At 48.5% G+C, this 25,341-nt stretch carries 22 protein-coding genes; 17 read left to right on the forward strand and 5 right to left on the reverse strand.

The window, feature by feature from the left end; translation table 11 throughout:
- Positions 1 to 177: 177 nt before the first annotated feature.
- From ACQE3D_RS00060 to ACQE3D_RS00100, 9 genes are all read left to right on the forward strand, one after another.
- Positions 178 to 600, forward strand: coding sequence for a helix-turn-helix domain-containing protein (locus ACQE3D_RS00060; RefSeq protein ID WP_313729483.1), 423 nt, complete (start codon positions 178 to 180; stop codon positions 598 to 600).
- Positions 601 to 841: 241 nt separating this feature from the next.
- Entirely contained in the window at positions 842 to 1,624 is a 783-nt protein-coding gene (locus ACQE3D_RS00065; RefSeq protein ID WP_313729482.1) for a TnsA endonuclease N-terminal domain-containing protein, read from the forward strand.
- Complete coding sequence (locus ACQE3D_RS00070) at positions 1,548 to 3,491, forward strand: Mu transposase C-terminal domain-containing protein (RefSeq protein ID WP_313729481.1); 1,944 nt, start codon at positions 1,548 to 1,550, stop codon at positions 3,489 to 3,491. Before ACQE3D_RS00065 ends, ACQE3D_RS00070 begins: the two co-directional genes overlap by 77 nt.
- Positions 3,484 to 4,458 (forward strand): TniB family NTP-binding protein, encoded by a 975-nt coding sequence (locus ACQE3D_RS00075; protein WP_427551351.1) that lies wholly within the window; start codon positions 3,484 to 3,486, stop codon positions 4,456 to 4,458. The genes ACQE3D_RS00070 and ACQE3D_RS00075 overlap by 8 nt, the downstream gene beginning before the upstream one ends.
- On the forward strand, positions 4,455 to 6,461 hold the full coding sequence (locus ACQE3D_RS00080) for a TniQ family protein (RefSeq protein WP_313729479.1): 2,007 nt from the start codon (positions 4,455 to 4,457) through the stop codon (positions 6,459 to 6,461). The genes ACQE3D_RS00075 and ACQE3D_RS00080 overlap by 4 nt, the downstream gene beginning before the upstream one ends.
- Positions 6,455 to 7,117 (forward strand): TniQ family protein, encoded by a 663-nt coding sequence (locus tag ACQE3D_RS00085; RefSeq protein WP_409521107.1) that lies wholly within the window; start codon positions 6,455 to 6,457, stop codon positions 7,115 to 7,117. The genes ACQE3D_RS00080 and ACQE3D_RS00085 overlap by 7 nt, the downstream gene beginning before the upstream one ends.
- A 515-nt stretch (positions 7,118 to 7,632) precedes the next feature.
- Positions 7,633 to 8,460 carry a BglII/BstYI family type II restriction endonuclease gene (locus ACQE3D_RS00090; protein ID WP_313729478.1) on the forward strand — a complete coding sequence of 276 codons (828 nt, stop codon included), beginning with the start codon at positions 7,633 to 7,635 and terminating at the stop codon, positions 8,458 to 8,460.
- A gap of 330 nt (positions 8,461 to 8,790) precedes the next feature.
- Entirely contained in the window at positions 8,791 to 9,381 is a 591-nt protein-coding gene (locus tag ACQE3D_RS00095) for an excalibur calcium-binding domain-containing protein (RefSeq protein ID WP_313729477.1), read from the forward strand.
- 24 nt (positions 9,382 to 9,405) lie between these two features.
- Positions 9,406 to 9,705, forward strand: a complete 300-nt coding sequence (locus tag ACQE3D_RS00100) for a YceK/YidQ family lipoprotein (RefSeq protein WP_409521106.1) — start codon at positions 9,406 to 9,408, stop codon at positions 9,703 to 9,705.
- 367 nt (positions 9,706 to 10,072) lie between these two features.
- On the opposite strand, the gene tnpC is transcribed toward ACQE3D_RS00100, so the two are convergent.
- From tnpC to ACQE3D_RS00115, 3 genes are read right to left on the reverse strand one after another with little or no spacing between them, the layout of a single operon-like run.
- Positions 10,073 to 11,638 carry an IS66 family transposase gene (gene tnpC, locus ACQE3D_RS00105; protein ID WP_313728783.1) on the reverse strand — a complete coding sequence of 522 codons (1,566 nt, stop codon included), beginning with the start codon at positions 11,636 to 11,638 and terminating at the stop codon, positions 10,073 to 10,075.
- 31 nt (positions 11,639 to 11,669) lie between these two features.
- On the reverse strand, positions 11,670 to 12,020 hold the full coding sequence (gene tnpB, locus ACQE3D_RS00110) for an IS66 family insertion sequence element accessory protein TnpB (protein ID WP_313728782.1): 351 nt from the start codon (positions 12,018 to 12,020) through the stop codon (positions 11,670 to 11,672).
- The gene (locus ACQE3D_RS00115; protein WP_313728781.1) at positions 11,996 to 12,406 is read right to left on the reverse strand and encodes a transposase; all 411 of its coding nucleotides are present in this window, start codon (positions 12,404 to 12,406) and stop codon (positions 11,996 to 11,998) included. Before ACQE3D_RS00115 ends, tnpB begins: the two co-directional genes overlap by 25 nt.
- A 195-nt stretch (positions 12,407 to 12,601) precedes the next feature.
- Here ACQE3D_RS00115 and ACQE3D_RS00120 point away from each other — a divergent pair, with 195 nt between their 5' ends.
- Complete coding sequence (locus tag ACQE3D_RS00120) at positions 12,602 to 12,892, forward strand: nucleotidyltransferase family protein (RefSeq protein ID WP_313730903.1); 291 nt, start codon at positions 12,602 to 12,604, stop codon at positions 12,890 to 12,892.
- A gap of 97 nt (positions 12,893 to 12,989) precedes the next feature.
- Here ACQE3D_RS00120 and ACQE3D_RS00125 read toward each other — a convergent pair whose 3' ends face one another.
- Together ACQE3D_RS00125 and ACQE3D_RS00130 are read right to left on the reverse strand one after the other, a co-directional pair.
- Positions 12,990 to 13,115, reverse strand: coding sequence for a hypothetical protein (locus ACQE3D_RS00125; RefSeq protein WP_427551355.1), 126 nt, complete (start codon positions 13,113 to 13,115; stop codon positions 12,990 to 12,992).
- Positions 13,116 to 13,377: 262 nt separating this feature from the next.
- Positions 13,378 to 14,847, reverse strand: a complete 1,470-nt coding sequence (locus tag ACQE3D_RS00130) for a metallophosphoesterase family protein (protein ID WP_313730902.1) — start codon at positions 14,845 to 14,847, stop codon at positions 13,378 to 13,380.
- Between the two features lie 671 nt (positions 14,848 to 15,518).
- Here ACQE3D_RS00130 and ACQE3D_RS00135 point away from each other — a divergent pair.
- From ACQE3D_RS00135 to ACQE3D_RS00165, 7 genes are all read left to right on the forward strand, one after another.
- Entirely contained in the window at positions 15,519 to 15,653 is a 135-nt protein-coding gene (locus ACQE3D_RS00135) for a hypothetical protein (RefSeq protein WP_313730901.1), read from the forward strand.
- A 233-nt stretch (positions 15,654 to 15,886) separates the two neighbouring features.
- Positions 15,887 to 16,801, forward strand: coding sequence for a hypothetical protein (locus ACQE3D_RS00140; protein ID WP_313730900.1), 915 nt, complete (start codon positions 15,887 to 15,889; stop codon positions 16,799 to 16,801).
- Positions 16,802 to 16,901: 100 nt separating this feature from the next.
- Complete coding sequence (locus tag ACQE3D_RS00145) at positions 16,902 to 17,840, forward strand: lipase family protein (RefSeq protein WP_313730899.1); 939 nt, start codon at positions 16,902 to 16,904, stop codon at positions 17,838 to 17,840.
- 14 nt (positions 17,841 to 17,854) lie between these two features.
- Positions 17,855 to 19,066, forward strand: a complete 1,212-nt coding sequence (locus ACQE3D_RS00150; RefSeq protein WP_313730898.1) for a hypothetical protein — start codon at positions 17,855 to 17,857, stop codon at positions 19,064 to 19,066.
- A gap of 452 nt (positions 19,067 to 19,518) precedes the next feature.
- Complete coding sequence (locus tag ACQE3D_RS00155; RefSeq protein ID WP_313729441.1) at positions 19,519 to 20,394, forward strand: tyrosine-type recombinase/integrase; 876 nt, start codon at positions 19,519 to 19,521, stop codon at positions 20,392 to 20,394.
- Between the two features lie 12 nt (positions 20,395 to 20,406).
- On the forward strand, positions 20,407 to 21,606 hold the full coding sequence (locus ACQE3D_RS00160) for an IS91 family transposase (RefSeq protein ID WP_313729440.1): 1,200 nt from the start codon (positions 20,407 to 20,409) through the stop codon (positions 21,604 to 21,606).
- A gap of 856 nt (positions 21,607 to 22,462) precedes the next feature.
- Positions 22,463 to 25,162 (forward strand): ATP-dependent DNA helicase, encoded by a 2,700-nt coding sequence (locus ACQE3D_RS00165; RefSeq protein WP_313729439.1) that lies wholly within the window; start codon positions 22,463 to 22,465, stop codon positions 25,160 to 25,162.
- Positions 25,163 to 25,341 lie beyond the last annotated feature (179 nt).

Below are 25,341 nucleotides of genomic sequence, written 5' to 3' on the forward strand. Positions count from 1 at the left end.
ATTTTTTTGGCATTTTGCCGTGAAAAATTAAGCTAGATATCGCGAATATTTTGCCAAAAACAGTCACTTACAACGATAAGTACGTTATTTTTTCCTTAATTTTCAATGATTTGATATTTTTTGAGCTTAGAGTATCATCGTTATCAGTATTAATTTCTCTAATGCCTTTTTATAAAAGTGAGTCCATTTTCTCATCTGCTACAAGCTATCAGAGCCTCCAGAGGCATCTGCCAGTCAGAGCTCTCTGACTTGATCGGCTATGAGCAAACTTACATATCGTCTTTAGAAACGGGGAGAAAAGGCCCTCCTCCCCAAGCGTTTATCGATCGTTTGGCGAAAGTTCTTAATTTATCAGCGGATGAACACGCACAGCTAGTTGAAGCGGCTGATGCTTCTAATCGAAAGTTTATTATCGAAAAAGAAGTACCGCTGGACGTTTATTGGTTATTCAGCGATCTGAGGAAGCATCAGCTAGACCTATCCCCATTTCAAGTACGGATGATCCGAGAATTCATCTTATTGAAAGAGACCTTGGCGGCTCAACCAGAATATCCGGTTCAGAAAATAAGGCGTCGAAAAAATCGGGAGGTTCACATGTAAAAACGGGACAAACCTTGCGGCTTGCCCCGCTGGTGTAAGAATCATTGATTGATACCTACGTTTGGCGACTTCAGTATCATCAAAGTTCCCATCAGCGTCAAGCCCCTTCATCTTCTAAATTCCTGTTGATTATCGAGTTTTACTACTCGATATAGGCATTCTTTTGCCCAAAAACAGGCGTATTCAACATCACAGCTTAAGTTGTGAGGATTTGCCGCATCTAATGCGGTAAGGAATCGTTATGTCTATTGAATTTGATGACCCGCGCCAAAATGCTGGTCGGAGGCCAGATTTGCGTCTCATTATTACGCCTCAGCCCAAAGCTGAGCGAGCAAGGGAGCCAGTGACGCGATCTCGTGGCGAGGTTCGGGGGGGAGTTCCTTCGACAAAAATAAATCGCTCGATTGCCTGGGAATCACAGAATGAACAAAAAGCTTGTTACCACTTTGAATTTTCCCCAGTGGTCAAGGCATATAGAGAGCAGCCGCAAACCTTCTACCTACCAGCATCAAAGGGAATGTTCCGATATACGCCGGATTTTGAGCTGAGGTTGCGTAACGGTGAGATTTGCTATGTGGAAGTGAAGCCTTTAGCCAAGTTGTTTTTACCGAAGGTGCTGGAGAGACTACAGGCAGCCCACCGGTTTCTGGCTGATGAGGGTTACCACTTCATCGTTCTGACGGATGAAGAACTAAATTTCCCTAATCGAATCCGGAATTTTTCAATTCTAAGACCGTATCTGCGTTTCCAGATTCCCCCTCATATTTCCGAACAAGCCAAGGCTTGGGTGGAACAGGCAACTGATCCAACCTTGGAGGCTTTAAGTCGATTTTTGGGTTTCCGGTCTACGGCCTTTGCCCTTATTGCGCAATTGCATATCGGCTTTGACTTTGACCAACCGCTCGACAACACCAGCCCACTTTTTACCTCAACTATTGGAGATCATCATGAAACTTGCTTCTTTACATACCGGACAGGACCTGATTTTAAACAATGTGCCGTACCGTCTAATCCGCATGCTTGAGGATGGTCAATGCCAGCTAGAGCGGAAAAGTGATTTGTCATTAGTCAGTTATACCAAAACCACGCTGCTAGGTTTTATCAGTTCTGGAGAACTGATATTAGGCGGTCAGCAGATCATAACAACGACACTGGAAAGTAAGCAGCGGATTGAGCCGGACTTATCTTCTTATCCTGAGTCGATACAGCAACAAGTCTATTATCGGCTGAAATACTTGAAAAAAGCCGATGAATTATTGGGTGAAGCAATCACATGTTCCGGATTATCCAGAGTCATAAAGTTAGTATCGGATGAGATTGGTGACTGTGCTCCTCCTTCAACAATCAGTCTATATCGCTGGCGGAAACGCTGGATAAAAGCAGATCGCTCAATTACCGCTTTAGTGAGTTATGAGAAGGGACCAAAGAATAAACGCAGAATCATCAAGGATCTGGAGAATTTGGTTCAACAACTCGTCGAAGAAATCTATCTCAAACCCGAAGGTAATAGTGTTAATGATGTCTATGAGGCATTGGCACTTAAAATTAAGGCATTAAACGTCAACCGAAATATCCCTCTCGCTATTCCCAGCCGAGCAACCATCTACCGCTACATTGGCACCTATGATGAATACTTGGTCATGGCGGCTCGAAAAGGCAAGCAAGCCGCCGACAAGCATTTCCGCGTAACGGGTCGAGGCCCGGAACCCAAATATATCTTGGAGCGGGCGGAAGTTGACCATACGCCATTGGATTTATTGATCGTCGATGATCTGACCGGATTAACCATCGGTCGACCCACAGTGACATTTATTCTCGATCGTTTTTCCCGTTTACCGTTGGGGTTTGAAATCGGATTTGAGCCACCGTCAGAGTTAGCTGTCATGCGTGCGCTGCGGCATGCCATTCTGCCCAAAAACTATGTGGCCCAGCAGTATCCAGACGTCGAATGCCAATGGCTTGCATACGGCATCATGGTCACACTCGTCTGCGATAACGGTCTGGAATTCCATTCGGAGCAATTGAAACGGATGTGCGCTGAGTTGAATATCGAAATCATCTACTGCCCGAAAAAACAGCCGCATTACAAAGGCGCTATTGAGCGATTCTTAGGGACGTTTAACCGGCAACTGAGCCACAAAATTGCCGGAACCACGTTCTCTAATATTACCGAGCGCGGAGATTATGACTCCGAAAATTCAGCGAACATGACCCTGGCCGAGTTTAAAAAGCTGCTCCATGTCTGGATCATTGATGTCTATTGCCAAGCCACCCACAGAAGCCTGGGTATTAGCCCGGCGCTGGCTTGGCAAGACGGCCTGAAAATCATCGAGCCCATACTGCCGGAAAGTAAGGAAAAGTTGGATTTGATTTTGGCGGTTCAGAAAACCCGGAAGCTGAATCATGAGGGCGTGCAATTCAAAGGTCTGATGTATAACTCGGCGGAACTGGCGGTGTTGCGCAAGCGCGGTGTTGGATCGGTCACCATCCGCATCAACCCTGAAGATTTGGGTGCCATTTGGGTATTTGATGAGCACCAGGGCGATTATTTCACCGTGCCCTGTACCTACACGGAGTACGCCGATAATCTCACCCTGGCGCAACATCTATTGATTCGTCAGCACGCTAACCAAACTAGTGCTGAGCGTGTCGATGTGAGCCTTTACCAGCGCGGTAAGGAAAAGTTGCGTCAGCTCATCGCGATGGCTAACACCAGCAAAAAACTCAGCCAGCGTAAAAAAGCGGCTCGCTACGATACCAAGGCCCTGCAACAAACGCCATTCTCATCCAACACATTGCCGGAAAAAATCAATCAACCCTCCGACGAAAACTATCAAGTGATCGACATCCCGGATTTTGACGTGGATAGTAAGGGGGCTGATCATGATTGAACAGCATGAATTGAACCAGACCTGGGCCAACTTATCACGCCTGATCATTAAACATCCGGGTTTTAACCAAGCCTATCAGGCGCTTAGGAATGCCTATCTATTTAACCAGCAAACCGGGCTATCCAAGAACTACTGGCTGGTCGGTCCAGCGGGGACCGGTAAAACCACCTTGAAGGATATGCTGGTCAAAGAATTTCCAGCGGTTGATCGGGGAGACCGCCTTACTATTCCGGTACTGGCCATTGATATTCCGGCATTGCCTACTATCAAAAATCTTGCCGAGGAAATCTTGGTCCATTTGGGTGATCCGCTGTTTAATCGTGGATCGGCGATCGATAAAACCACTCGCATTCTGCATCTGATCAAGGTTTGTGACGTCAAACTGATCGTGTTCGACGAGATGCAGCATTTCATCGACCGAGGCCACAAGCGAGCGCCGGCCGAAGTGGCCGACTGGCTCAAGACCTTGATCGATAAAGCTCAGATTTCTACGGTGATCATGGGCTTGGAGCGCACTCAAATTATTCTGGACTCCAACGAGCAGCTTCGCCGCCGTTTTAGTCGTCGAATCGACCTGAAGCCTTTCGATCTTGAATGCACTACCAGCCGTAGTCACTTTCTGGGTGTCATCAAAAAAATCGACGCCACCCTCGGCCTACCGAGCCCGCTGGACTTGCAGCTGGACGGCATTGCGCGGCAATTGCATTTTGCGACCAATGGCATCATGGACTATATGATCAAGCTGATGCTAGGCGCTTATCAGATTGCAGTGAACCTTGAGCTGCCGGGCATTGACCGCAATTGTTTGCAAGCGGCGTTTAGCGAATCGATCTGGGTTGAAGGCGTAGGCAAGTTGAATCCCTTTCATGCTGATTTTTTCGGTCAACGCTTAGATCAGCGTGGCATGGTGTTCTACAAAGCCCCGGCCGTGGAATTGGCAAAGGCAAAAAAAGGGGAACTACTATGACTGGCACGCCGCTTACTTTGATTTGTCCACCGATTCGCACCATTGGCTACCCCGATGAAAATCCGATAGGCTACCTCATGCGTTTGGCCGCCAAGAATACTTATCCGTCTTACCGGTGGTTGTTGGAAGGTAAAGGGGTTGAAACCGTCGATTATGCAAAGTTATATCAAACCTTCCTAAAGGCGGATTGGACAGGTTTTCAAAACGTTGATCATGGCCTTGATCAGATCTGCGCCCTACCCACTATTCATCTGAATGCCACACGACTGCGTTATTGCCCGCTTTGTCTTCAGGAGGGTCACTATTGGCGAATTGGCTGGCAACTTAAATTGGCATCCGCCTGTATTCACCACCGAGTTTGGTTGCACGATGTCTGTCCGGTTTGCTATCAGGAACAAAGCTTTATCAAAGCGCCAGATAAGGACTGTGGCTGTTTGGCGCAATTATCCAGTGCGCAAGCCATTATTGCGCCGTCGTCGGTGGTTCAAATGCAGCAATTTTTGGAGAATGGAGCTCTGGAGGCCGGCAATCACTGGTTCGAGGCCAAACAGCTGCCAACACTGCGTCAGGGCGTTGACTTGCTGGCGTTCTTGATGAAGTGGTTGGCGATCGGTGATGAGTTAGCCAAACCCGGCAGGCGGCAGTTTCAGCACGTTAGTGACTTTCAGGTAATCGCTACGCAATGTGCTGACGCCCTATTTTCCGACGACGGGGGATTTTGGCGCTATTTGCAAGCCATTCATTTTAGTCGTGCCAGCCAGATCGGCATCCAACAGAAACGACTGGTATATTTTTACCGGCAGTTTTTCAAAGAATTTCCCGAGTCTTTGTTTGAGCCGCTAAAAGCCGTGGTCGAAGAATATGTCACATTGAATTTGATACGGGATATTACCCAAAAACACACCCTGTTCAGTAAAGATGCCAAGAGAGTTCAGCCTTGGGTTTCGTTTAACAGGGCCTGCAAGCAATACAATCTAGCCGCTTCGGTGTTGAGTCGAGCGATTACTGACAAACACGTTGCTGCTCATCATCAAACTACCTCAGCAAATTACACCCAATGCTCGATTTATCGACCGGATTTGGAAAAGATTTTGCCGCATTTGAAAAGCTTGATTTCGGCACAGGATGCAGCTGAGATTCTGGGGGCCACGAAAGCACAGTTTGCCCAGTTGCAAAACAGTGGATGCTTTAAATTCGAAATCCCACCTCGCGAGGGCTATTGTTCAACCTGGCAATATTCCAGGCTGGAGTTGGCAACCCTTATCGATATGATCAATCGAGGTGCGGCACCGCTCACTGACGATTGTGTTCTCTTGGCAGCTACCCTGCAAAATCGAATTCGAGGCAGCATCGAGATGCCGTTCTTGCAACTGTTTAAAGCCATTGTATCGGGACAACTCATCGTCAGGAAACCCGATGACCGACCACGGCAATTCCGCAATCTATGGCTGGATAAAGCGGAGATTTGCCGATGGTTAAAGCAGTTGCGGCCTCAGGTAGAGGCGTTGACAGTAACAAACGCCGCGAAGGTCCTGGGGATTAACGAAGAGTTTGCCTATCAGTTGGTCAATCGAGGTTATCTGAACTACCAGCTCGACTCACGAAACGCCAAGCGGATATGTCCAGACCATATTAGCCAGTTCAGGCAGGACTACGTCATGTTATCCAAGCTGTCCGAAGCGTCTGGCCTCAGTTCTGCAAGACTGGTCGATATGTTGGAGTCGTCGGAAATATTCCCTGTCGACCACAACGTTGCAGACAAGCTCAGGCAAAAGCTTTATCGGCGCGCCGATGTGTTGAAGACAAGCGCACTTTCTCTGTATGTTGAACAATTACCCGCACATCCTGTGCTTGAAAATCAAGTTGGAGACATAGGGCTGGCGAGCGTTGGAAAGCCAAACGCTTTTAATTCAGCATCTGAGTTTGATCGTCTGGATAACGCACCATTTGAGAAGGCCCTCTTCAACACCCCGCCTAAATTTCGGAAGGGGGAAGGATGTTGATTCCTTTTGACGACTATCCGATTCGCCCAGAGATGAAGCACGGAGAAAGCCTATTAGGTTATGTTTACCGCTTTTATGCGGCTAACGGGCATAGCATACCTGCAGACGTCTGTAAGTGGGTATGTAGATTATCACTGGGACTGGAACGAGAATTCGATGAGTCGCTAAAGGTGAGCCAATCGGTGTTCGGCCGTAGCTTGGCACTGGAAAATATTTGGTGGGTTCGATCTCGCCTGGAGGCTCGTGCAGGTCGACATCAGGATCGGAAATTTAGGATCAGACGTGGTCATATTCCAGTCCATTTTTGCACGATGTGTCTGAGTGAGTCGGGTTTCCACTATGATGTATTTGAGCATATGATGGGCGACGTATGTCCGCTCCATCGCCGAAACTTAATCAGTAGTTGTCCAAAGTGTTTTAGGCGCTTCTCATGGCGTACGATTAAATCTGATTGGCGATGCCATTGCGAAACACCGATTAAATCCATGGAAATGGGATACGCAACGCGAAATGGGATTTATATCTCCAATACATCGGCATTTGCGAGCTTTGAAGAATTGCCGTTTAGTTTCCAGTTTAAATTGAGACGGGAAGTAAATCCATCTGCTGTAGATCAATATATTCAGGGGCTGATGGCTCGGCTAGCAAGTCGGTAAAGCACTTATTCAGTACTCTGCCAAGACCAACAATGACCGGAAATAGGCGTGTATCAGTCTACATTGGCAATTTGCCCATGACATTGAAACGAATGTGTGAAGGGTTGGGAAAATTAGGGGGAATAGGTCGCGGGTCGATGTAGGTTTTAAGTTGAGAGGCTATTTACCTAGCCAAATTCCGGCCTTTTTGATCGAAATCCCCGGTTATTTACATCTTTTATAACCCAGTTAACAGGTCCGTCGGCTGGTTGGGCACAAAAACCTCACAAGGGGGGAATAGCTCGCGCTTTCAATTATGCAATCAGTTTTTAGATGTGATTGGGGCGATAACTAGGGTCTGTGTACACAACAAAAATTGATCGAAGGTTGATAGACCGGCAAAAACTGACGGTTGGAAACTAGTAACCATCTTTAACATGAGAAAAGGGCGGCAAGCTTACCGGAGGCACCCGGAAAGCTTGCCTAACCAAAACCAGCCTCACTAGGAGGCAAAGCAATGGCTAACAATACTCTATATGGAAAACGGACAAGATCCAGAATTGGATAACGAAAACGAACTTGAAGAACAAGAATTCGACGCGAACGATTCGGATGATGTAATGCTCTATCCCGGCCTTAATGCCGACAACCCGGCAGATGTTGACCGATATATTAGCGGCGAAGTACGTGCGCTGTATGACGTGTATAGCTACCGACATGCGGCGGCTATTTTGGCTAATTCCTTTCCCGAGGAACTCAAAGAAATAGAAGCGGCCTTGCTGGTTTTCCGTATTACGAAGCGAGACTTAGGAACGCCAGGTGGAAACAAATCCGATATACCCCAGAAATTTTCGCGTACTTTACGCCCTAGTGGATGGGTCGAATCGCGGATTCAAGGAGACCTTATAGTGAGGCTTCATGAGTACGATGAACAGGTTTTGTCTGATGGAAAAGTCCAAAAAGTGAAACGCCCTGACACTAAAACTCAGCTGATCGAGGCCTTTACTGATAGGCATAAAATCGACTATGTAAAAGGTCGTGTTGCCTTTGCTTTTGAATGGAACTCAACCAAAGAAAAGTTCGACCGGGATTTGCATGCCTTTCGGGCGTTCCACGAATTTGGACTGATTAGCTCAGTGGTCATCGTGACACGTAGCGATAATCTGAATCTCGTTTTGAACAAGGTGCCTCAGCTCAATAAATCGGGCGAGGAAACCGTTGAAATCGGAAAAGCGAAATACGGCGCCAGTAAAAACTGGATGAACAAGCTCCTATACCGGCTCAATGCAGGATTACATGAAGGTTGTCCTGTTTTAGTATTCGGCATAACGCCAAAATTGATTGAAGATTGGGAACGAACATGACGATCATATGATCCACTTGCGTCATACCGTCTTCTGTCGGTAGCGTGACGTTTTTGAATAGGCGATAGATAGACCATTACCGGGATTTGCTGAATAAATCAGCCGGGGAAGATGACATGTTTCGACTCCTGGATAATCATGCTTACGCTGATATGACTACAACACCGATTAGCGATTATGTGAATAATCCAAGGCATGATGACGAGCGGTGCTTAATTTGAGTGTGGTTATACTTATGCGAAGGAGGTGCTTGATTTGTTGAAGTACCGATTTGTAATTGGAAGGCATTTGACTAGGCTAGTTAATCTTATAATGGCAAATAACTAGGCTATGGAAACCGAAAGAGGCAAGCTGGTTCGCTGGATAGACGATAAAGGTTTTGGATTCATAAAACCGGAGTCAGGCGGTACCGATATTTTTATCCACATATCAGCATTAAAAGCTATGAGTCGTCCACCTATAGTTGGTGACATCATAACTTACGAAACCAGTCTGGATGACAAAGGCAAGCTACGCGCGATCAACGCAAAAATCGAAGGCGTATCTCAGGTTTTGACAGTTGCACCGATAGACAGGAAGCCAAAAACACAAAAATCAAGCGCTCCGCAGCAAAGGCCTCCCAGAGGCTATAACACCTATAGACCACCGTATAAGAAATCTGGATATAGATTTATTCCAGTGCTGCTTGTAGTTGCTGTTGTTTCAATCCTCAGCAAGTTTGGTAGTCAAAATCTATCTAGTGGCCAGCCAGTATTACCAATAGCTGAACCACCAAAACCAACTCAGACTTTTCAGTGTCGCGGCAAGGTATATTGCTCTGAAATGACCTCGTATGAAGAAGCTGAATTTTATCTACAAAATTGCCCTGGTACGAAGATGGATGGTGACAATGACGGCATTCCCTGCGAACAACAGTTCTAGCTCAAAGCAAGTCATGCACTTAGCATGTTCGTGGCCATAGGACAGAGGATAAGGTTGAAGAAACTCATAGGTGGGATTGTTTGCGTCTTATTTCTATCGGGATGCGCAACGTTCAAAAGCTTAAATGCCGAGGTGCCCTTGTATGAGCGCGTATTCGTCTATAGCGGAACCAGGCTCGATTGGGCGGCGTTAGAAAACGACGATGTGACTATCGGAAAACTCAAGGCTGAACCTCCGAGCTATCCTTTAGTGGACTTGCCATTCAGTTTTGCAATGGATTCTCTGTTTTTACCGTTAGCTATTAGTGCGGAGATTTTTCACTGATCGCAATTTTTAAAGGCCGTATCGGTAGTAGGAATAATATGAGCAATGGTTTTGCCAAGATCAGTATGATAATTTCTTCGCCTTACTGCGCTTGTCTGAGCCAATCCGGTAAGAGCTGATGTAGTTTGGTGGCATTATCGAATTCATCGCTACTCCGATTTTGTTCAGGCGCTTTGGGCATTTTAGGTTTTCGGCTATGGAATGTAATATTTCCTCATCTTCGAGTAATTGGCGCCACAGAAAACTACCTGGCTGAGCTAATTTTTCAATTCATACCTGCATGGGACTGGAATTTCCAATGAAACTTTTGTATGCGCCCTTTAAACCACGCGATTGATTTTTTAAACAAAGCCAGGACTGTATCAATTTATGCGGTTTTTGGCTCGACGAGTTGCCAAGGCAGCAATGCCTCGAAGTCTTCGACGGTTTTGGCCAGAGGTAACTGACGGAACAACGCCACCAGATAGGTGTAGGGTTCGATGCCGTTAGCTTTGCAGGTTTCAATAAGCGAGTAGAGATTCGCGCTGGCATGGGCACCGGCCACTGTGTCGCAGAACAACCAGTTGCGGCGACCAACGACAAACGGGCGAATAGCGTTTTCGCAGAGGTTGTTATCAATAGGCCAAGTACCGTTTTCAACAAAACGGATCAGCTTCGGCCACTGCGACGACAGATAATGCAAGGCCTTGCCCAGCAAACTGCCGGGAGTGACCCCATGCAAATGCTCTACCAGCAAGCCTTCGATCTTGGCCAATACCGGTTGACTTAACAGTTGTCGTTGTTGTCCACGCTGTTCGGCGCTCAGGTCTTTGGCCTTGGCTTCAATGGCGTACAGTTCGCCGATCGCCGCAATAAACTGTGTCGCCAGTGATTCCGGTCCACGCGCGGCTTTGGGAATGGCCGTTTCCGCTTCGACAAAATAACGGCGCGCATGCGCCCAGCAGCCGAGGTGAATGGCACCGCGCACCGCCGCAATGGCGTTATACACCTCATAACCGTCGCTCATTAATACCGCGCCGGGTTTGAGGCCTTCATACAATGGTTGCGCATGCGTGCCGCCGCGCCCTGGCGTGTAGCTGAACAGTCGGATCGGCGGGCCGGAACCGGTCATCTGTGCCCATAAATAACTTTTAGTTTGCGCAGCTCGCCCGGATTCCTTGAGCACCTGAACCACGGTTTCGTCGCCCAGAATCAGATCGGCTTCCAGCAGATGATCGCGCAGTAAATTGATGATGGGCTGCACCGCCTGCCCGACCCGTACCATGCTGGCGGCCAGCGTAGTGCGCGACAGATCGCCGCCGAATCGGCCGAGTAATGCGGCTTGTCGGTACAGCGGCAGACCATCTTGGTATTTGGCAGTGACGATCCAGGCCAATGCGGCTTCGGTGAATAAGCCTTTAGGAATGATGCGCGCCGGTGCCGGCGTCACCCGAATGCTGTTGTCGCAGCAGGGGCAGGCATATTTGATACGGTGATGCTGAATCACCCGAACCTGTTGCGGCACGATATCGAGTTGTTCGCTGATCTCCGCACAGATCTCCACCAGACGGGCACCGTCATGCGTACACACACGTTCGGCTTCCGGTAGTTCATGGCGCACGATCTCGCGCGGCAGATGGGGATCGAGCGGTTTGCGACCGCGCTTCTTGCGGCTGTGACCGGCGACTTCGATGGCTTGGGGCTCGCCGGTTTCCTCAGCAATGGGAGCGCCGTTCGGGGCTAAGGCTTCGGCTTCGTTCAAAAACAGATCACGCTGCGCCGGATTAGCACGCGCTTCGGACTTCGCGGCATAGAGACGATGCAAAAAGGCATCCACGCGTTCTTTCAACAGATCACGCTCGACCGTCACCAAGCGCAGTTGCTGAGCCAGCCGTTGTTGCTCGGTCAGCAAAGCCTGATAGTCTTCGGTGGACAGCGTGATGATGGTCGTCATGCCGCCATTTTACGAGATTTAAGTCATTGTTTCAGCTGGTTTTTGTATACATTCGCACCGGATGCGGCTGCATCGCCGCCAGGTCAATACCGGCTAACAACCAATGGAGTTGCTCGACGGTCAAGGTCACAACGGCCGCGTCTTTCGGCCAGCAAAATCGATCGGCTTCCAGTCGCTTGATCATCAGCCAGAAACCCGTGCGGTCCCACAACAACAATTTGATCCGATCCCGGCGGCGATTGCTGAATACATAGATGGCCGGCTCAAAGGGGTTTAGGCCTAATGCCTGCTCCACCAGCAAAGCCAAACCGTTGATCGCCTTGCGGCCATCGACTGGCTCGCGGTGCAGATAGACTTTTAATCCCGGTTCGAAACGGAACATGGCAGCTCAGCCAACGCATTCAAAAGCAACGGCAAATCGCTTAATGCAACAGACAGCAGTTCAAGCCTGATGCCGTTGGGTAAGGTTATGTTTAGCGCTGGCTTAGCCGGCTGCTCCGCACCCAGCGCTAAAACGGGTGCAAAAGTCGGCAACGCTAATGCGCCGTTCCGGACAGCGGAGCCTGCTTCTTGGTATAAGCCTATCCATTTACGCAGCAGATTGGCATTGATGCCGTGTTCTAGCGCGACCTTGGCAACCGATATACCCGGTTGCAAACAGATTCGGACCAACTCCCGTTTGGCTTCCGGATCATAAAGACATCGGCCATCTCGCCCGTGTCCTGTAATCAATGGGCGCGATAAGCGGCGAGTAGTGTGCTCCTTCATAAGTGTCCACCTGATTATAAGTGGACACTATCTTCGCTTCTTTCGAGGAACTGACATAGACGCTGTCTATAGATCGCTTACAAACTTTTTCATTTTCTAAGACCACTTTACAATGGGCTGCGACATTGGAGATGAGCAACTCATTTGAATTGAAAGACCCAGTGATGTGGTGTTTGGTATGACAAAGTTATACTCGTGAGACCATCAGAAGCGCTGGAATTGCATCGCATCGAGATACGCCAGTTGGTTGAAAGCTTTCGCGCGACCAATCCACGAGTTTTTGGCTCGGTAGTACATGGAACTGACCGCGAAGACAGTGATCTTGATTTATTGGTCGATACTTTGGACGGTACGACTTTATTTGATCTTGGCGGTCTGCAGGTCGAATTGCAAGACTTACTCACTGTAAGAGTCGATCTTGTGACTCCTGGCGACCTTCCGCCCAAATGGCGCCATCGGATACTATCCGAAGCCCAACCAATATAACATTTTGATTATGTCGTAGATGAATTTTGGTTTCGGTATCTAGCGAATTGGTCCTATCGACCCAAACTTGACGGCCGCACTCCTCCAAAGCGGTCAGTCAACCAAATCCGCATTCTGCGAACTGGTTGCCCAGAAAGCTGCCTTTGGCGATTTCAACCAATCGGCCAAAAGCGGTCACTTGCTCGCTGCCAAAATCAGTAAAGTGCTCGTCTTCAGTTATCAAGGTAGCTGACGATCGTAAAATTATAATGATTTATCTCAAGTGACCAAAGCTGACTGTCGCGGGCTTAGTGATTCCCCATTCCCATAAACGTCAGCTTTTGATTACTCCCCTATGGTACTTAATGCCATGAGCCGATTTTCAATACTGCGAAGAGGGGAAATTTCAGTCGTTACTGGTAGGTTAACCCTTTCTGCATTTGGCCCACCGATTTATCAGAGCTTCCCTGGCTCTTTAGGACCAGACCAAACAGCCAAGACATTCGTTACCTTACTTCTGGAAGCCACTCTTCGACTCCCAGGCGCTGGAGACCAATACGCAACTGTTCGAGTGCCTCATGCTTTTTCTTGCGACCTTCGCTGCACGTCTTTTCAGTGCTACGCCGAGGCATCTTGCCGTCGTAGGCGCGGCGATTGAATATGTGCTTGCGCAGATCATCAAAAAGCGCCCCCTTAACGTCAAGGGCTACTGCTGACGCGTCCTGGAGTAAGAGAAGCGCGTTGAACACATCGTTACCGGCATCGACGTCATCTTTCTCCTTTAGCCGCCTCACGACCTCACTCCAAGCGTTGGCTGTAGCGGTATAAACGTAGAGTGCCTCGGCCCAGTCTTCCTCATCGATTCTTTGAAACGCACGACGCCTGAAGAGTGAGGAGGCCATCGACAAAAGGTCGTTGCGCCAAATATCTTCGCGGATCGCACTCACCTTCCAAAACACAGTGATGGCAAAATCGCGCTGTACGTCCTCTCCCAACGGCAACCTTATACAGTTGCTTACTCCTCGTTTGTCCAATGGTTTAAATGCGAAAGCATTTAGGGGGCGGGTAAAGCGGTAGAGTTTAAGTTCTGGACGGTAGCTATTTAGACCGTCCTTCTCTACGAACTCAAGAATATTGAATCCTGCGTCGTCACCACTTACCCCGGTAGATGAGGGACACGAAAGGACATAAATTGTCGACCACGCCTCGTCCTCGGAAAGATAGTCACGAGTGAATATTCCATCATTGGGAATAGAATAGCGTGCAAGTCCAGACACATGTCGATGCCCATGCAAGATAACGTGGCAATCAAAAGACATCGCCGCACCGAGAAATGTTGCAGGACTTTGGAGGTACATGAACCCTTCGTCAGGAATAAACCCGAGTTCCTTGAATCCTTCTCCTGCTGCAAGAGGAAGCGGATGATGATGGAGCGCGAGTATGCGAAGCTCACCTGCTTCTTCATCGGTTCGGGCGGCCTTGGCATCACGAATCTTCCTTGCTAACTCATTTGACGACTTAAGGAGACCGTTGTAAGAATTTTGGTTCAATTTACCACGCGCGAAATTCGCTTTGCCGTTTGAATCGAGACCTATTACCTCAAGACCATCGGTCACGAATGATTTGTGCCATACTCCTAAACTCGAAGGAAAAGCGTCAAAGAAGGACTGATCGTCTTTCCAAATAGAACCGCCCATTTTCTTGACATCATGGTTGCCAGGCACAATCAATGGTGGATGGCTCAGTGGCAACTCTTTCTCAAGGGATTCAACATAATTCTTGGCGGTGGTTATGGCCTTGGTCGTTGGAGCACTAACAAGATCGCCAGTAATAATAAGGTAGACTGCACTTCCGGTCTTCATACGTACGTTATCCAGTTCCTTGCTTACAGCGCTGGTTAGCGTACACAGAGCATCTTCGGCTTCCGGTCCTGTGATGTGCAAGTCCGAAAGATGAACTAGGAAAAATCGCCGCATGTAATCCTCCAATTGCGAATTAGGCGCATACTAACTTTATCAAAGAGATCATCACCGGACCAGACTATTAGTAAGTCCTTCAATAGTGAATTACTTCCATCGCTAGTTGAGTGTATGGGGAGCCGATAATTTAAGTGAACACTTTCAAGCGTGTCAATCACTATCAGCAACTGGTTTTGTGCTGAAAATATGGTGATTGACGATAGCCGCCATTTAAACGGAATTGACGCGAACCACCGATGACCACCTTGGAGGATAGAGCGGTCATTGCCTTTACATTGAACACTATGGATTCGGCAACTTGAAGTTTTAACTTATCTAATACTGGTATTGCCAAAGCCAGCGTATTTATTGGCTTTCTGATAATACCGAGGCAAAAATTTTCAAACTTCAGAGGGCCGGATCAATAAGACACATCCATTCCATTTCAAACAATGTTCACAATTGGCTACAAAGCGGATATACAATTTAATCGATTCGTGTGTTTTTATATTGTTTTTGATTCACGATTCGATAATTCAAAGCAATTAAAGATATTCTCTGTTGTGCTGTGGGCGGCCCATAATTCGAAATGAAGAGTTAATAATTGAAATATTTATGAATCAGCTATAAGGTTAGACCCTGATCTTCAAAGTTCGTAGATCCAAAAAACAATAACTCAGGAGGTGCGTATGAGTGATAAAACTTTTGAACTAGGATTAGCAGGTGCCGATGCCATTTCTGCTGGTTCCTATACCTTCGGCGTCATCGATTTTCTAATTCAAGCATTAGATGCTTGGTACGCAAAGCACTACCGCACTACCTAAAATTATCAGTTTTTCAGGCGGATCCGCTGGAACAAGCACCGCAACTCTTGCCGCCGGTTATATCTGCTCAGATCAAAAAGCCGTAAGCACTCAAGAGGAAAGCAGAACAGTCTTTTCGATTCTTGGGTTAATTGGATTGATATCAAAAGACAGCTTGGTTACTTTTCACTAATCGGACGACCAGTATTCAAGCGACACACATCATCGCGTTAATAAATCATGTGGAGAAAACAATGAAAACAACTTTTCTAATAGCTGGTTTTACGGTTGGTTTTGTCTTAACGGGTTGCTCTTCTTTTGGCATCGATGGCTGGATGCAAAACAGCATGACGCTTGAGGCGGATGAACGCATGCTGCTGGTGACCGATAAAGCGAATATTCTGGATAAAGACAACAAACCTATTGAATTAATGCAAAAAAGAGTCGTCTGCGCGGAGCCAAGTCCCGATGCGATGGCCGCTGTTGCTGTTGGCGCAGCCTTAAAAGCCCCTTTAGCAGAAGGCAAAAACATCGAAGTATCAGGTCACTATGCCAAATCCGTTGCCGAACTTGGTGAAAGAACATCTGTGATTCAGATGCTACGGGATTCGATGTACCGCGCGTGCGAAGCGCATATGAACGGTCTACTCACCAAAAACGAGTATTACGACATCTTGGCATTTTTCGATATTTACAGCTTGACGTTGTTGAGCATCGAGGACTTAACCTATGTACATCGGGCACTGGCAAGCGTTTCGGCGCCGATTAACGTCAATATCGATGGTCAGGTCGGTCAGAAAAAAGTGGATACCGCAGAGGATGGCGCAAAATCAGCCCCAACGACTGAAAAACCAAGCATTTTACCCGACAAAGCTATTCAAGAAGCAGCGGCAAAAGCACAAGATGCAGGCGCTCATATTACCAATATTCTTCAAAACTATTACCAAGCGAAAAGCATGCTGTTTTGCATGATGGAAGTGAAAAAAGCCTATTCCAGGGTTCAAGTTACACCAGACAACCTAGGGTGTTATCAAGAAAAGCTGAAGTCTTGCCGTATTCCAGACACCGTCGAAAGCCAACAAGCCGCCAATCAAAATAAACCGGAGTTGGTCAAAAGTGCGTGCTCCGCAGCAACCAATGTCAAACCAAATGCCGAGCCAAACAACTGAATCATTATTTTGGCGACCGATAAAAATTTAGCCGGTATTTTTACTTCGCTAGCGACCGGGATACAAAATCAACACCGTTTATTGATATAGAGGAATGATTATGCGAACAGAACTTCCCCCAGCCACATTCGCCAATGTGCTCCCACCCAATAAAGACCACGACTATTTTCTCTATAAAAACCAATACCCCTTTCAGCCCCGCAGTCAGGCTTTTTCGCTAAGTAACGCTTGGTGGCTGGCCGAATCGGCTTTGCTGTCCTATGCGGAACCCGATTTTGCTATTGGCAAATTCAATGACGCGGGCTTTACGGTATATGACAACGATGTCATTCAGGGAGATGGCACTCAATGCTACGTGGTTTATACCGATAACGTCATCATTGTGGCGTTTCGCGGCACTCAGGTAGTGAAACCGGGCGAAACCAACGGATCGCTCAAGGAGGCATTAAATGAGGTCATCAAGGATGTCGTGACCGATGCCAAGGTGATTCCGGTATATTCAAAACAAGGCGGCAATGTGCATAAAGGCTTTATGGACGCACTGGATCAAATTTGGGACGAGCAGTTACTGCCTTGCCTTAAAAACTTATTGAGTGAGACAGGCAAAAACAGAACAGTGTGGATGACAGGCCATAGCCTGGGTGCGGCGCTGGCGACCTTGGCCGCCGATCGTTTCGGCCATGTCCAAGGCGTATATAACTTTGGTTCACCGCGCGTCGGCGACCAGTCTTTCGCCGATGACTATTTTGTCAATACCTATCGCTTCGTCAATAACAACGACATCGTGCCACGCGTGCCGTGGCGCCCCTATGTGCATGTCGGTCAGCTCAAATATATCGATAGCGACGGCCAATTGATCGACGACATCACTGTTTGGCAGTCGGTTTCTGAACAGTTTGTTGGCCGCTGGAAGCATCTCATCAATGCCCTGGGTGGATTGCGCAGTGGATGGGTTTTTCAATTGCCGGAAGATGGTTTCAACGATCATTCTCCAATGTTTTATGCGTTACATATACGCAATCTGTTATGCAACGCATAGTATCAAGTAATTTTATGAAAAACTTTATTTATATAATTTTTATCGTAATCAGTTTTTCCGCATTTTCTTTTGAAATTAAACCACAAGGGCCCGAATCAAAAAACTGGATAAGCAGTATCTCTTACAATGAAAAGCCCTGTGAAGAATGTGATGGTACATTTTATAAAGCATTTAGCGCCAAACCTCTTCATGAAATGATAACGTCCACCGCAGTTATTTCATTATGCAACACAGAATATGGAAATATTAAATATAAATTAGAAGAAGGGGTTTTTCATGGGAAATGCAATGCTTACAAAGTAAATAAATCTAGTTTTTTTCATGAGCTTTCCACTAATGATGCATTTATCAGCGGAACCGAATTTAACGACGACCCAACTGAGCTATTGATGAGGCATCAGCCATTATGGCTTCCATTACCCTATATTCAAGACAAGTTGAAGGCACAGGATTTTGAGGAGATTCTTAAAGTCGATGGGACTTTAACTTACCAGTCGCATAAAGGTGGTTTGCAGTTTTTGCACTCCATGAAGTCAACTAGTGAAGAGAAACCAAGTAAAACTATTTATAAGTCAATTGACTATATTAAAAATAATTTCAATCTCGCAAAAAAAATTGAACAATGGAAAAAACAGAAAAACTTTTGTAAATTGCAGGAATTCCCAGACGAGCTAGTTCCAACAAACAACTATTACCGTATATTTTTAGGTCATAAACGCCAATGCGACTACAGTGATTATAAAAAACTTAAAAAGTTTGAGTCGAGAGAAAATGTCTATTTTAAATTTGAAAGGATATTTTCTCAATGTGGCAATTTTTCGAGTTATGGTGAATATAGTGCGGAGCAATATAATGAATTGTCTAAGGAAGAGAAACCTTTCGCCCGATCTAAGGCCATAGCATTACTATCGCTAGGATCGGCATTGCATGTCATACAAGACTCATACTCAAGCTCACATGTTCGTCGATCAGCCGATTGGAAAATTGAAGAGTTTTATAATTACAACGACAACAAAGATAACGTCTCAGAAGCATATCCTCAGCACTGCGAACACGACCAAGCTAGTTTAAATAATAAAAGGCAAATCGAAAAGGCCGTTGCAATGACTTATATGTTTTTAAGGCTGTTTATCACTTCCGACTGTAATCCATCAGATGACGCTGCCCAGAATACCTGTTCACCCTTAGTTGATAAGTGGTTAAGAGACTATGTTTTTTTAATGTAGTCAACCCGAACTATTCTTCTTAAGTCAGCAGGTTTTAACCCAGTCTGAATCCGCCGAATGTGGTATCGGTCTAACGATTTTTCTCTAATGGAAAATACATCTGTATGGCGTATATAAGCCGTGTCATTCGGCGGATTCGCGAAGCAATCAACCACTGATGCCTTTCCATCTGAATGCGTTCGTTGACTCGGGGCATGGCGGATGCCTCTGGAGCCGAATTCGCCTTTGAAAACATCAGCAACGATAGATTTCTATCAAACTCAATGGCAGCAATAAGGTCACTTGCAGCCGTATAGCGAAGTTGATGCTTCGGCAGCTTTTGGCCAAAGGACTAAACCGCTACGCGTTAGGGAGTCTGTGTAGCAAAGCCCGAGGATAATTGGCAGCAAATCATGTGTTTCCCTATCCAAGAGACGAGGCAATTTGCCTTGTTTCGAGATAGGAGACGTGTCATGAGTTCCACAGACAAACCCATCAGCCCGTTGCGCCAACGCATGCTCGACGACATGCGGATGCGTAAGTTATCCCCCAAAACCCAAGCCAGTTATATCCGTGTTGTGAAGCGATTCGCGAAGTTTCTGGGTCGCTCACCGGATACGGCGAGCACGGAAGATCTACGCCGCTATCAGTTGCACTTGGTCGACTCTGGTATTTCGGCGATTTCACTGAATGCCAATCTCACCGGCCTGAAGTTTCTGTTCGAGACCACGCTGGATCACCCCGAGTTAATGGCCAAGATGCGCGCGGTGCATGAGCCACGTAAACTGCCGGTGGTCTTGAGTCGCGAAGAGGTGGCTCGCTTGCTAGCCGCAGCTGACAATCTCAAACATCAAACGGCCTTATCGGTCGCTTACGGCGCGGGCTTGCGGGCCAGCGAGGTCGTGTCGCTGAAGATCAGTGACGTCGATAGCCAGCGCATGACCTTGCGCGTCGAACAGGGCAAAGGCAGCAAGGATCGTTATGCGATGTTGTCACCGGTGTTGCTGGAACGCTTGCGTACCTGGTGGAAGTTTGCGCATGCCCAAGGCAAAATGCTGCCAGGCGGCTGGCTATTTCCAGGCTTGGACCCTATCGACCCGCTCAGCACCCGTCAACTCACCCGCGCAGTCCATGCCGCCGCCGAGGCCGCAGGGATAGACAAGCGGGTATCGATGCATACGCTGAGGCACAGTTTTGCCACTCATTTGCTGGAGCAAAAGGTGGATATCCGCGTCATCCAGGTATTGCTCGGCCATAAGAAGCTGGAGACCACGGCGCTGTATGCGCAGGTCGCCACCGATATTCTGCGGGAGGTCGTCAGTCCGATCGAGACCTTGCAGCCCCTGTAGTGCTGCCAACCCATGGCACGCCTCGCGCTCGAGGTCGCGGATATTTTCCGCGCCCACGGATCTGCTTGGCGAGACGCTCAGCATGATCACTTGAGCCTGGGTCAGCTGAAAGTCATGTCCGCCATCGAACAGTGTCGTACCGCGACATTGGGTGGTCATGTGCTGTGTTGCCCGGCCTGCCAGCATCAAGATATCGCCTACAACTCGTGCCGTAACCGACATTGCCCGAAGTGCCAGGCCAGCGCGGCCAAACGCTGGCTCGAAGCCCGCCAGGCCGATCTGTTGCCGATCGAGTATTACCACGTGGTGTTTACTCTGCCGGCGCCGATCAGCGCCATCGCTTATTACAACAAGGCGGTGATCTATGCTTTTCTGTTCGAAATAGCGGCCGAGACCCTACGGACGATAGCCGCCGATCCGAAACATCTGGGTGCGCAGATCGGCGCCACCCTGGTGCTGCATACCTGGGGCTCGGCCTTAACCCATCATCCGCACGTGCATGGCATCGTGCCGGGCGGTGGCTTGTCGCTGGACGGTGAGCGCTGGGTTAACTGCAAGCGCGGCTTCTTTTTATCGGTCAGAGTGCTGTCGCGGCTGTTTCGACGCCGATTTCTGGAGGCACTGAGCCAAGCGCATGCGGCTAAGCAACTACAGTTCTTCGGCGAGTATACCCATCTCTCCGATGCGACGGCCTTTGCCGATTGGCTTGCGCCGCTGAGAAAATGCGAATGGGTGGTTTACGCCAAACGCCCTTTTGCCGGCCCCGAAGCGGTATTGGCGTATCTATCGCGCTATACCCATCGTGTGGCCATTGCCAATTCACGACTGCTGGCCATGGATGAACGTGGTGTCACCTTCCGCTGGAAAGACTATCGGGCTAAAGGCAGAACGCGGCATAAAGCCATGACCCTCAGCCCAGATGAGTTCATTCGCCGCTTTCTGCTTCATGTGCTGCCCAGTGGCTTTCACCGTATCCGGCATTATGGGCTGCTTGCCAATGCCAGGCGGCGTGATCATATGAACCACGTGCGCGAACTGCTAAAGGTTGGACCTGCTCAGGTCGAATCCAAGGAGGCTATGGCTGATGCGCCTGAAAAAGCAGCTCAGCCTACCTTCGTCTGCCCAGATTGCGGAGCGGCGATGATGATCATCGAAATCTTAGCGCGCAAACCGCAGATTCGGGGGCCACCTGCACCGGGAGGTACGCCATGATGATATCCACTTGGCGAAGGCGAATCACGGCATCTTTACTGCGTTGGTTTTCACCCACTTCGGGTACGCTTGGCTTGCTGGCAGAAAACCCTCAATTCACCCACGGTGAGCCGGCTAAAAATTGCCCACATCTGCATAACGTCACGGCATTTGCTCGACGCCGGTTGCCCCTGCGTGAGACTTTTAATCGGATCAACGACCCACGTTATCCTCAAATCCCCATAGACGGTTACCCTTCCTAGCTCTCCGCTGCGTGGCCCGCGGTTTCCTCCCTCGGGGCTTGTCCGACGCCTGCCCTCGGCGATTTGTCCCAGCAACACGGTCTGCAATGAAGGGCAGGCATCCGACAACCCTTAACATAGTGGCGCAGTGATATAGTGAATTTGCTTGCCGAATACCGGACATTCAACTGGGTCACTGGGTACCTTAACTATTGAAATTGGATAGTGACCCCGACGGTCGGGTAATGGCCGTAGTGGTGAGTTGACAATGCCAATTTGCCAGCCGAATACCGGACATTCGGCTGGGTTACTGGTTGCCTTACCTATTGAAATTGGATGGTTACCCCGACCGGCGGGTTTTGGCCGAACTTGCTCTGTCGGAATTGAAAGAGGAAAATCAACTCGTTGTGGTCTATCGCCTAATCTAACTCAATCGCTGCAATTCGATCATTACCGGCTATTACCAACTGTCACTAAATGATATACAGAAACTTTTTCATTACTAGTTAAGCTTGAGCAGAACCCGAATTACTGGGATGTTCATTGACCGCTCGAAGAGGAGATAACAGCAGGATGGCTATAAGTAAGAAGAGGACGCCCATGACTTTCTTTTATCAAGCGGAACTTGACAGTTAATGGCTACGGTCAGAAAGCAGATACAGAGCGCTGACGAAGCGATCTGTCGAAATATCGAATTGCTCGCTGACCAGCGGGCATTGCTCTCCCAAAACGTGCTTTCTCAGCTCCGGAATCTAGTCGAGGGCGTAGCGGTTCGTCTGTACACGGGCTCACCAGATGCCGAATTCAACTACGACGTGATAGAACAGGGGCTCACCTTCGTCAAGAGCAAGGCGAAATTGAACTTCCTAGGCAAGTTCCACAAACTTATTCAGAAAAGTGCATCCCACTACACCCTGGATGGAGATGCTTCCGAGCGGTTAATGCTCAAGTACTACGAGTACCTTCTCCGTATCCGCAGCTTGCTTCGAGACAGCTGTGGGGTCTCGGTGTTGGCAAATCTAGAGGAATTCCCTGTCGATCTGGATCCGTCCCTGAGGGAGTACCACGAGAAGATCGCAGCAAGAATTGAGGTGGCCCGTTCATCTCGACCGGACGGTAGTCCGCGCGACAGATACTATATTCACAAAACTCGGCCGTTCTTCGTTGGCCGGCGCATCTACTACGAAGTCACCTTCTACCGCGCCGCTAACAAGGTAAGCAAGTTCGACCGCATCATCGCCTTCACCGATATCGATATAACTGAAAAGTACGCGGCCATGTTGACGCTCCGGCGAGACGCTATCGAAGTACTCGACCAAACAATGCCGATTACAATCATACTTGAGTGGGAGGTGTCGATTCGACCGTGCGAATTCAATAACTTCGCACGTCTCTTGGGGGGCACCATAGAAACACGGACCAACTCGGAAGAGTATCGCTTTCTGATGCGCAGGCTGACGGCGGACTCTGACAGTCTACTCGATCTAGTTGATATGCCCGACGACAAGTACACGACGGTGAGGGCGGAAGGTATGAGTGCTGTCACTAAGTTACATATTTTCCCCATACTTGACGAAGTGCGTCGCATCGTGAGGACCGCAGCTCCTGGGCACAACGTCCTCAGATATCTCATGCTGCGGATGCAAAATCAGATACTCAAGTCGCAGTATGACGGGCGAGGCTGTGATTTTCTCTCCGGAATGAAGCTTAAATTCGGCTGCATCCCTTTCGATACCATGCCGTTTTGTACATCGTTGCCGGGGCACAATCCCCGGTACTGGGACCTTGTCGAGAGCCTCGATACGAACGGGCGTAATCACGAACTGCTGGCTCGACGCGTGAAAAACAACGTGGAGCATCACGGAATCCTCTACACGCCAGTGGTTGACCTCGAAAAATTCGGAGATATCCCGGGCTTGATCTCCATTTACAATAGCAAGCTCTACCATAAGCATACTGAGCGTCGTCTCGTGCACGACAAAGGGCACGTTTTCATCTGCGGGTATGAGAACGAAACTGTCTCCATCGTTCAGAAGCTGCAGGAGTATGCATCGTCAAGGATCGACGGCTACACCCAAGCCGTCGAGCGCTGGCTCGATGAAACACCTCGTAACATTGATGACCCGGACAAGAGGGATGCGCTCAAGCAGTTGTTCAGCCAGTCGCGCATCGCCCTGATCTACGGGGCGGCGGGCACTGGCAAATCAACGATGGTGGATCACATCGCGCACTACTTCAACGACAAGCAGAAGCTTTTCCTCGCGCACACTAACCCAGCGATAGACAACCTAAAGCGCAAGGTAACGGCGCAGAACTCGGACTTTCGGACGATCAGCAGCCAGATTGGCAGGAGAACTTCCGGTCAGGAGTACGACCTCCTAATCATTGATGAGTGCAGCACCGTTAGCAACGAGGACCTGCTCAAGGTTCTGGATAAGACCTCCTTCAAGCTGCTCGTACTCGTCGGTGATGTCTATCAGATCGAGTCGATCCAGTTCGGCAATTGGTTCGGAATCATTCGCTCATTCATCCCGAGCATGTCCGTGTTCGAGCTGACGACGCCTTTCAGAACCAAGAATAACTCACTTTTGGGTTTCTGGAACAAAGTTCGGGCCATCGAAGACGACATCGCCGAGGTCATGGTCCGCAACGGGTACTCGACCGTGCTTGATAAGACACTATTCGAGACCCAAGGACAGGACGAGATCATCCTGTGTCTGAACTATGACGGCCTCTATGGTATAAACAACATCAACCGATTCCTGCAGAGCAGCAACCCGGGCGCCGCGACCACTTGGCGGGTCTCCACGTACAAGATCGGTGATCCGGTTCTCTTCAACGAGACCGAGCGGTTCCGACCGGTGATCTACAACAACCTGAAGGGGCGAATCGTCGGCATCGAGCATGCCCCTGGTCGGATTCAGTTCGATGTCGAGCTTGATCTACCACTCAGCGAGTTCGACGTCGTCGGTGATGAGCTCGAATGGATAGGTGGTTCGACTGTGCGCTTCTCCGTCTTTGAATACGATACCAGCGATGAGGACGACGATTCACTGAATACCACTGTGCCATTCCAGGTGGCCTACGCCGTGTCGATCCACAAGGCGCAGGGCCTCGAGTATGACTCCGTCAAGATCGTAATCACCGATGCTAATGAAGATGACATCACACACAGTATCTTCTACACAGCCGTAACTCGGGCACGTGAGCGTCTGCGAATATTCTGGACGCCTGAGACGCAGCAGGGTGTTTTGAAGAGCTTCAACCGCAACGCTAATCAAAAAGACGTCGCGCTAATCACTAGTCGGCGTGGCCTTGTGCCGGCCAAGGGATGAACTAAAAGAACATGGCGTATCAAAGACTATTTTCGAGTGGCTCGATACCATTATCTCGCAGGTAGATATGAAGATGCTTTGAAATGGTTGTAAAAAGGTGGGTATGTAAAAGTTTCTGAAGAAATCCGCAGTATATCACGCAAGCTAATAGCTGCTGAAATTCATTTATTAAATAAACG

This window comes from Methylomonas sp. MS20 (genome assembly GCF_050275925.1).
GTDB classification, from domain to species: domain Bacteria; phylum Pseudomonadota; class Gammaproteobacteria; order Methylococcales; family Methylomonadaceae; genus Methylomonas; species Methylomonas koyamae_A.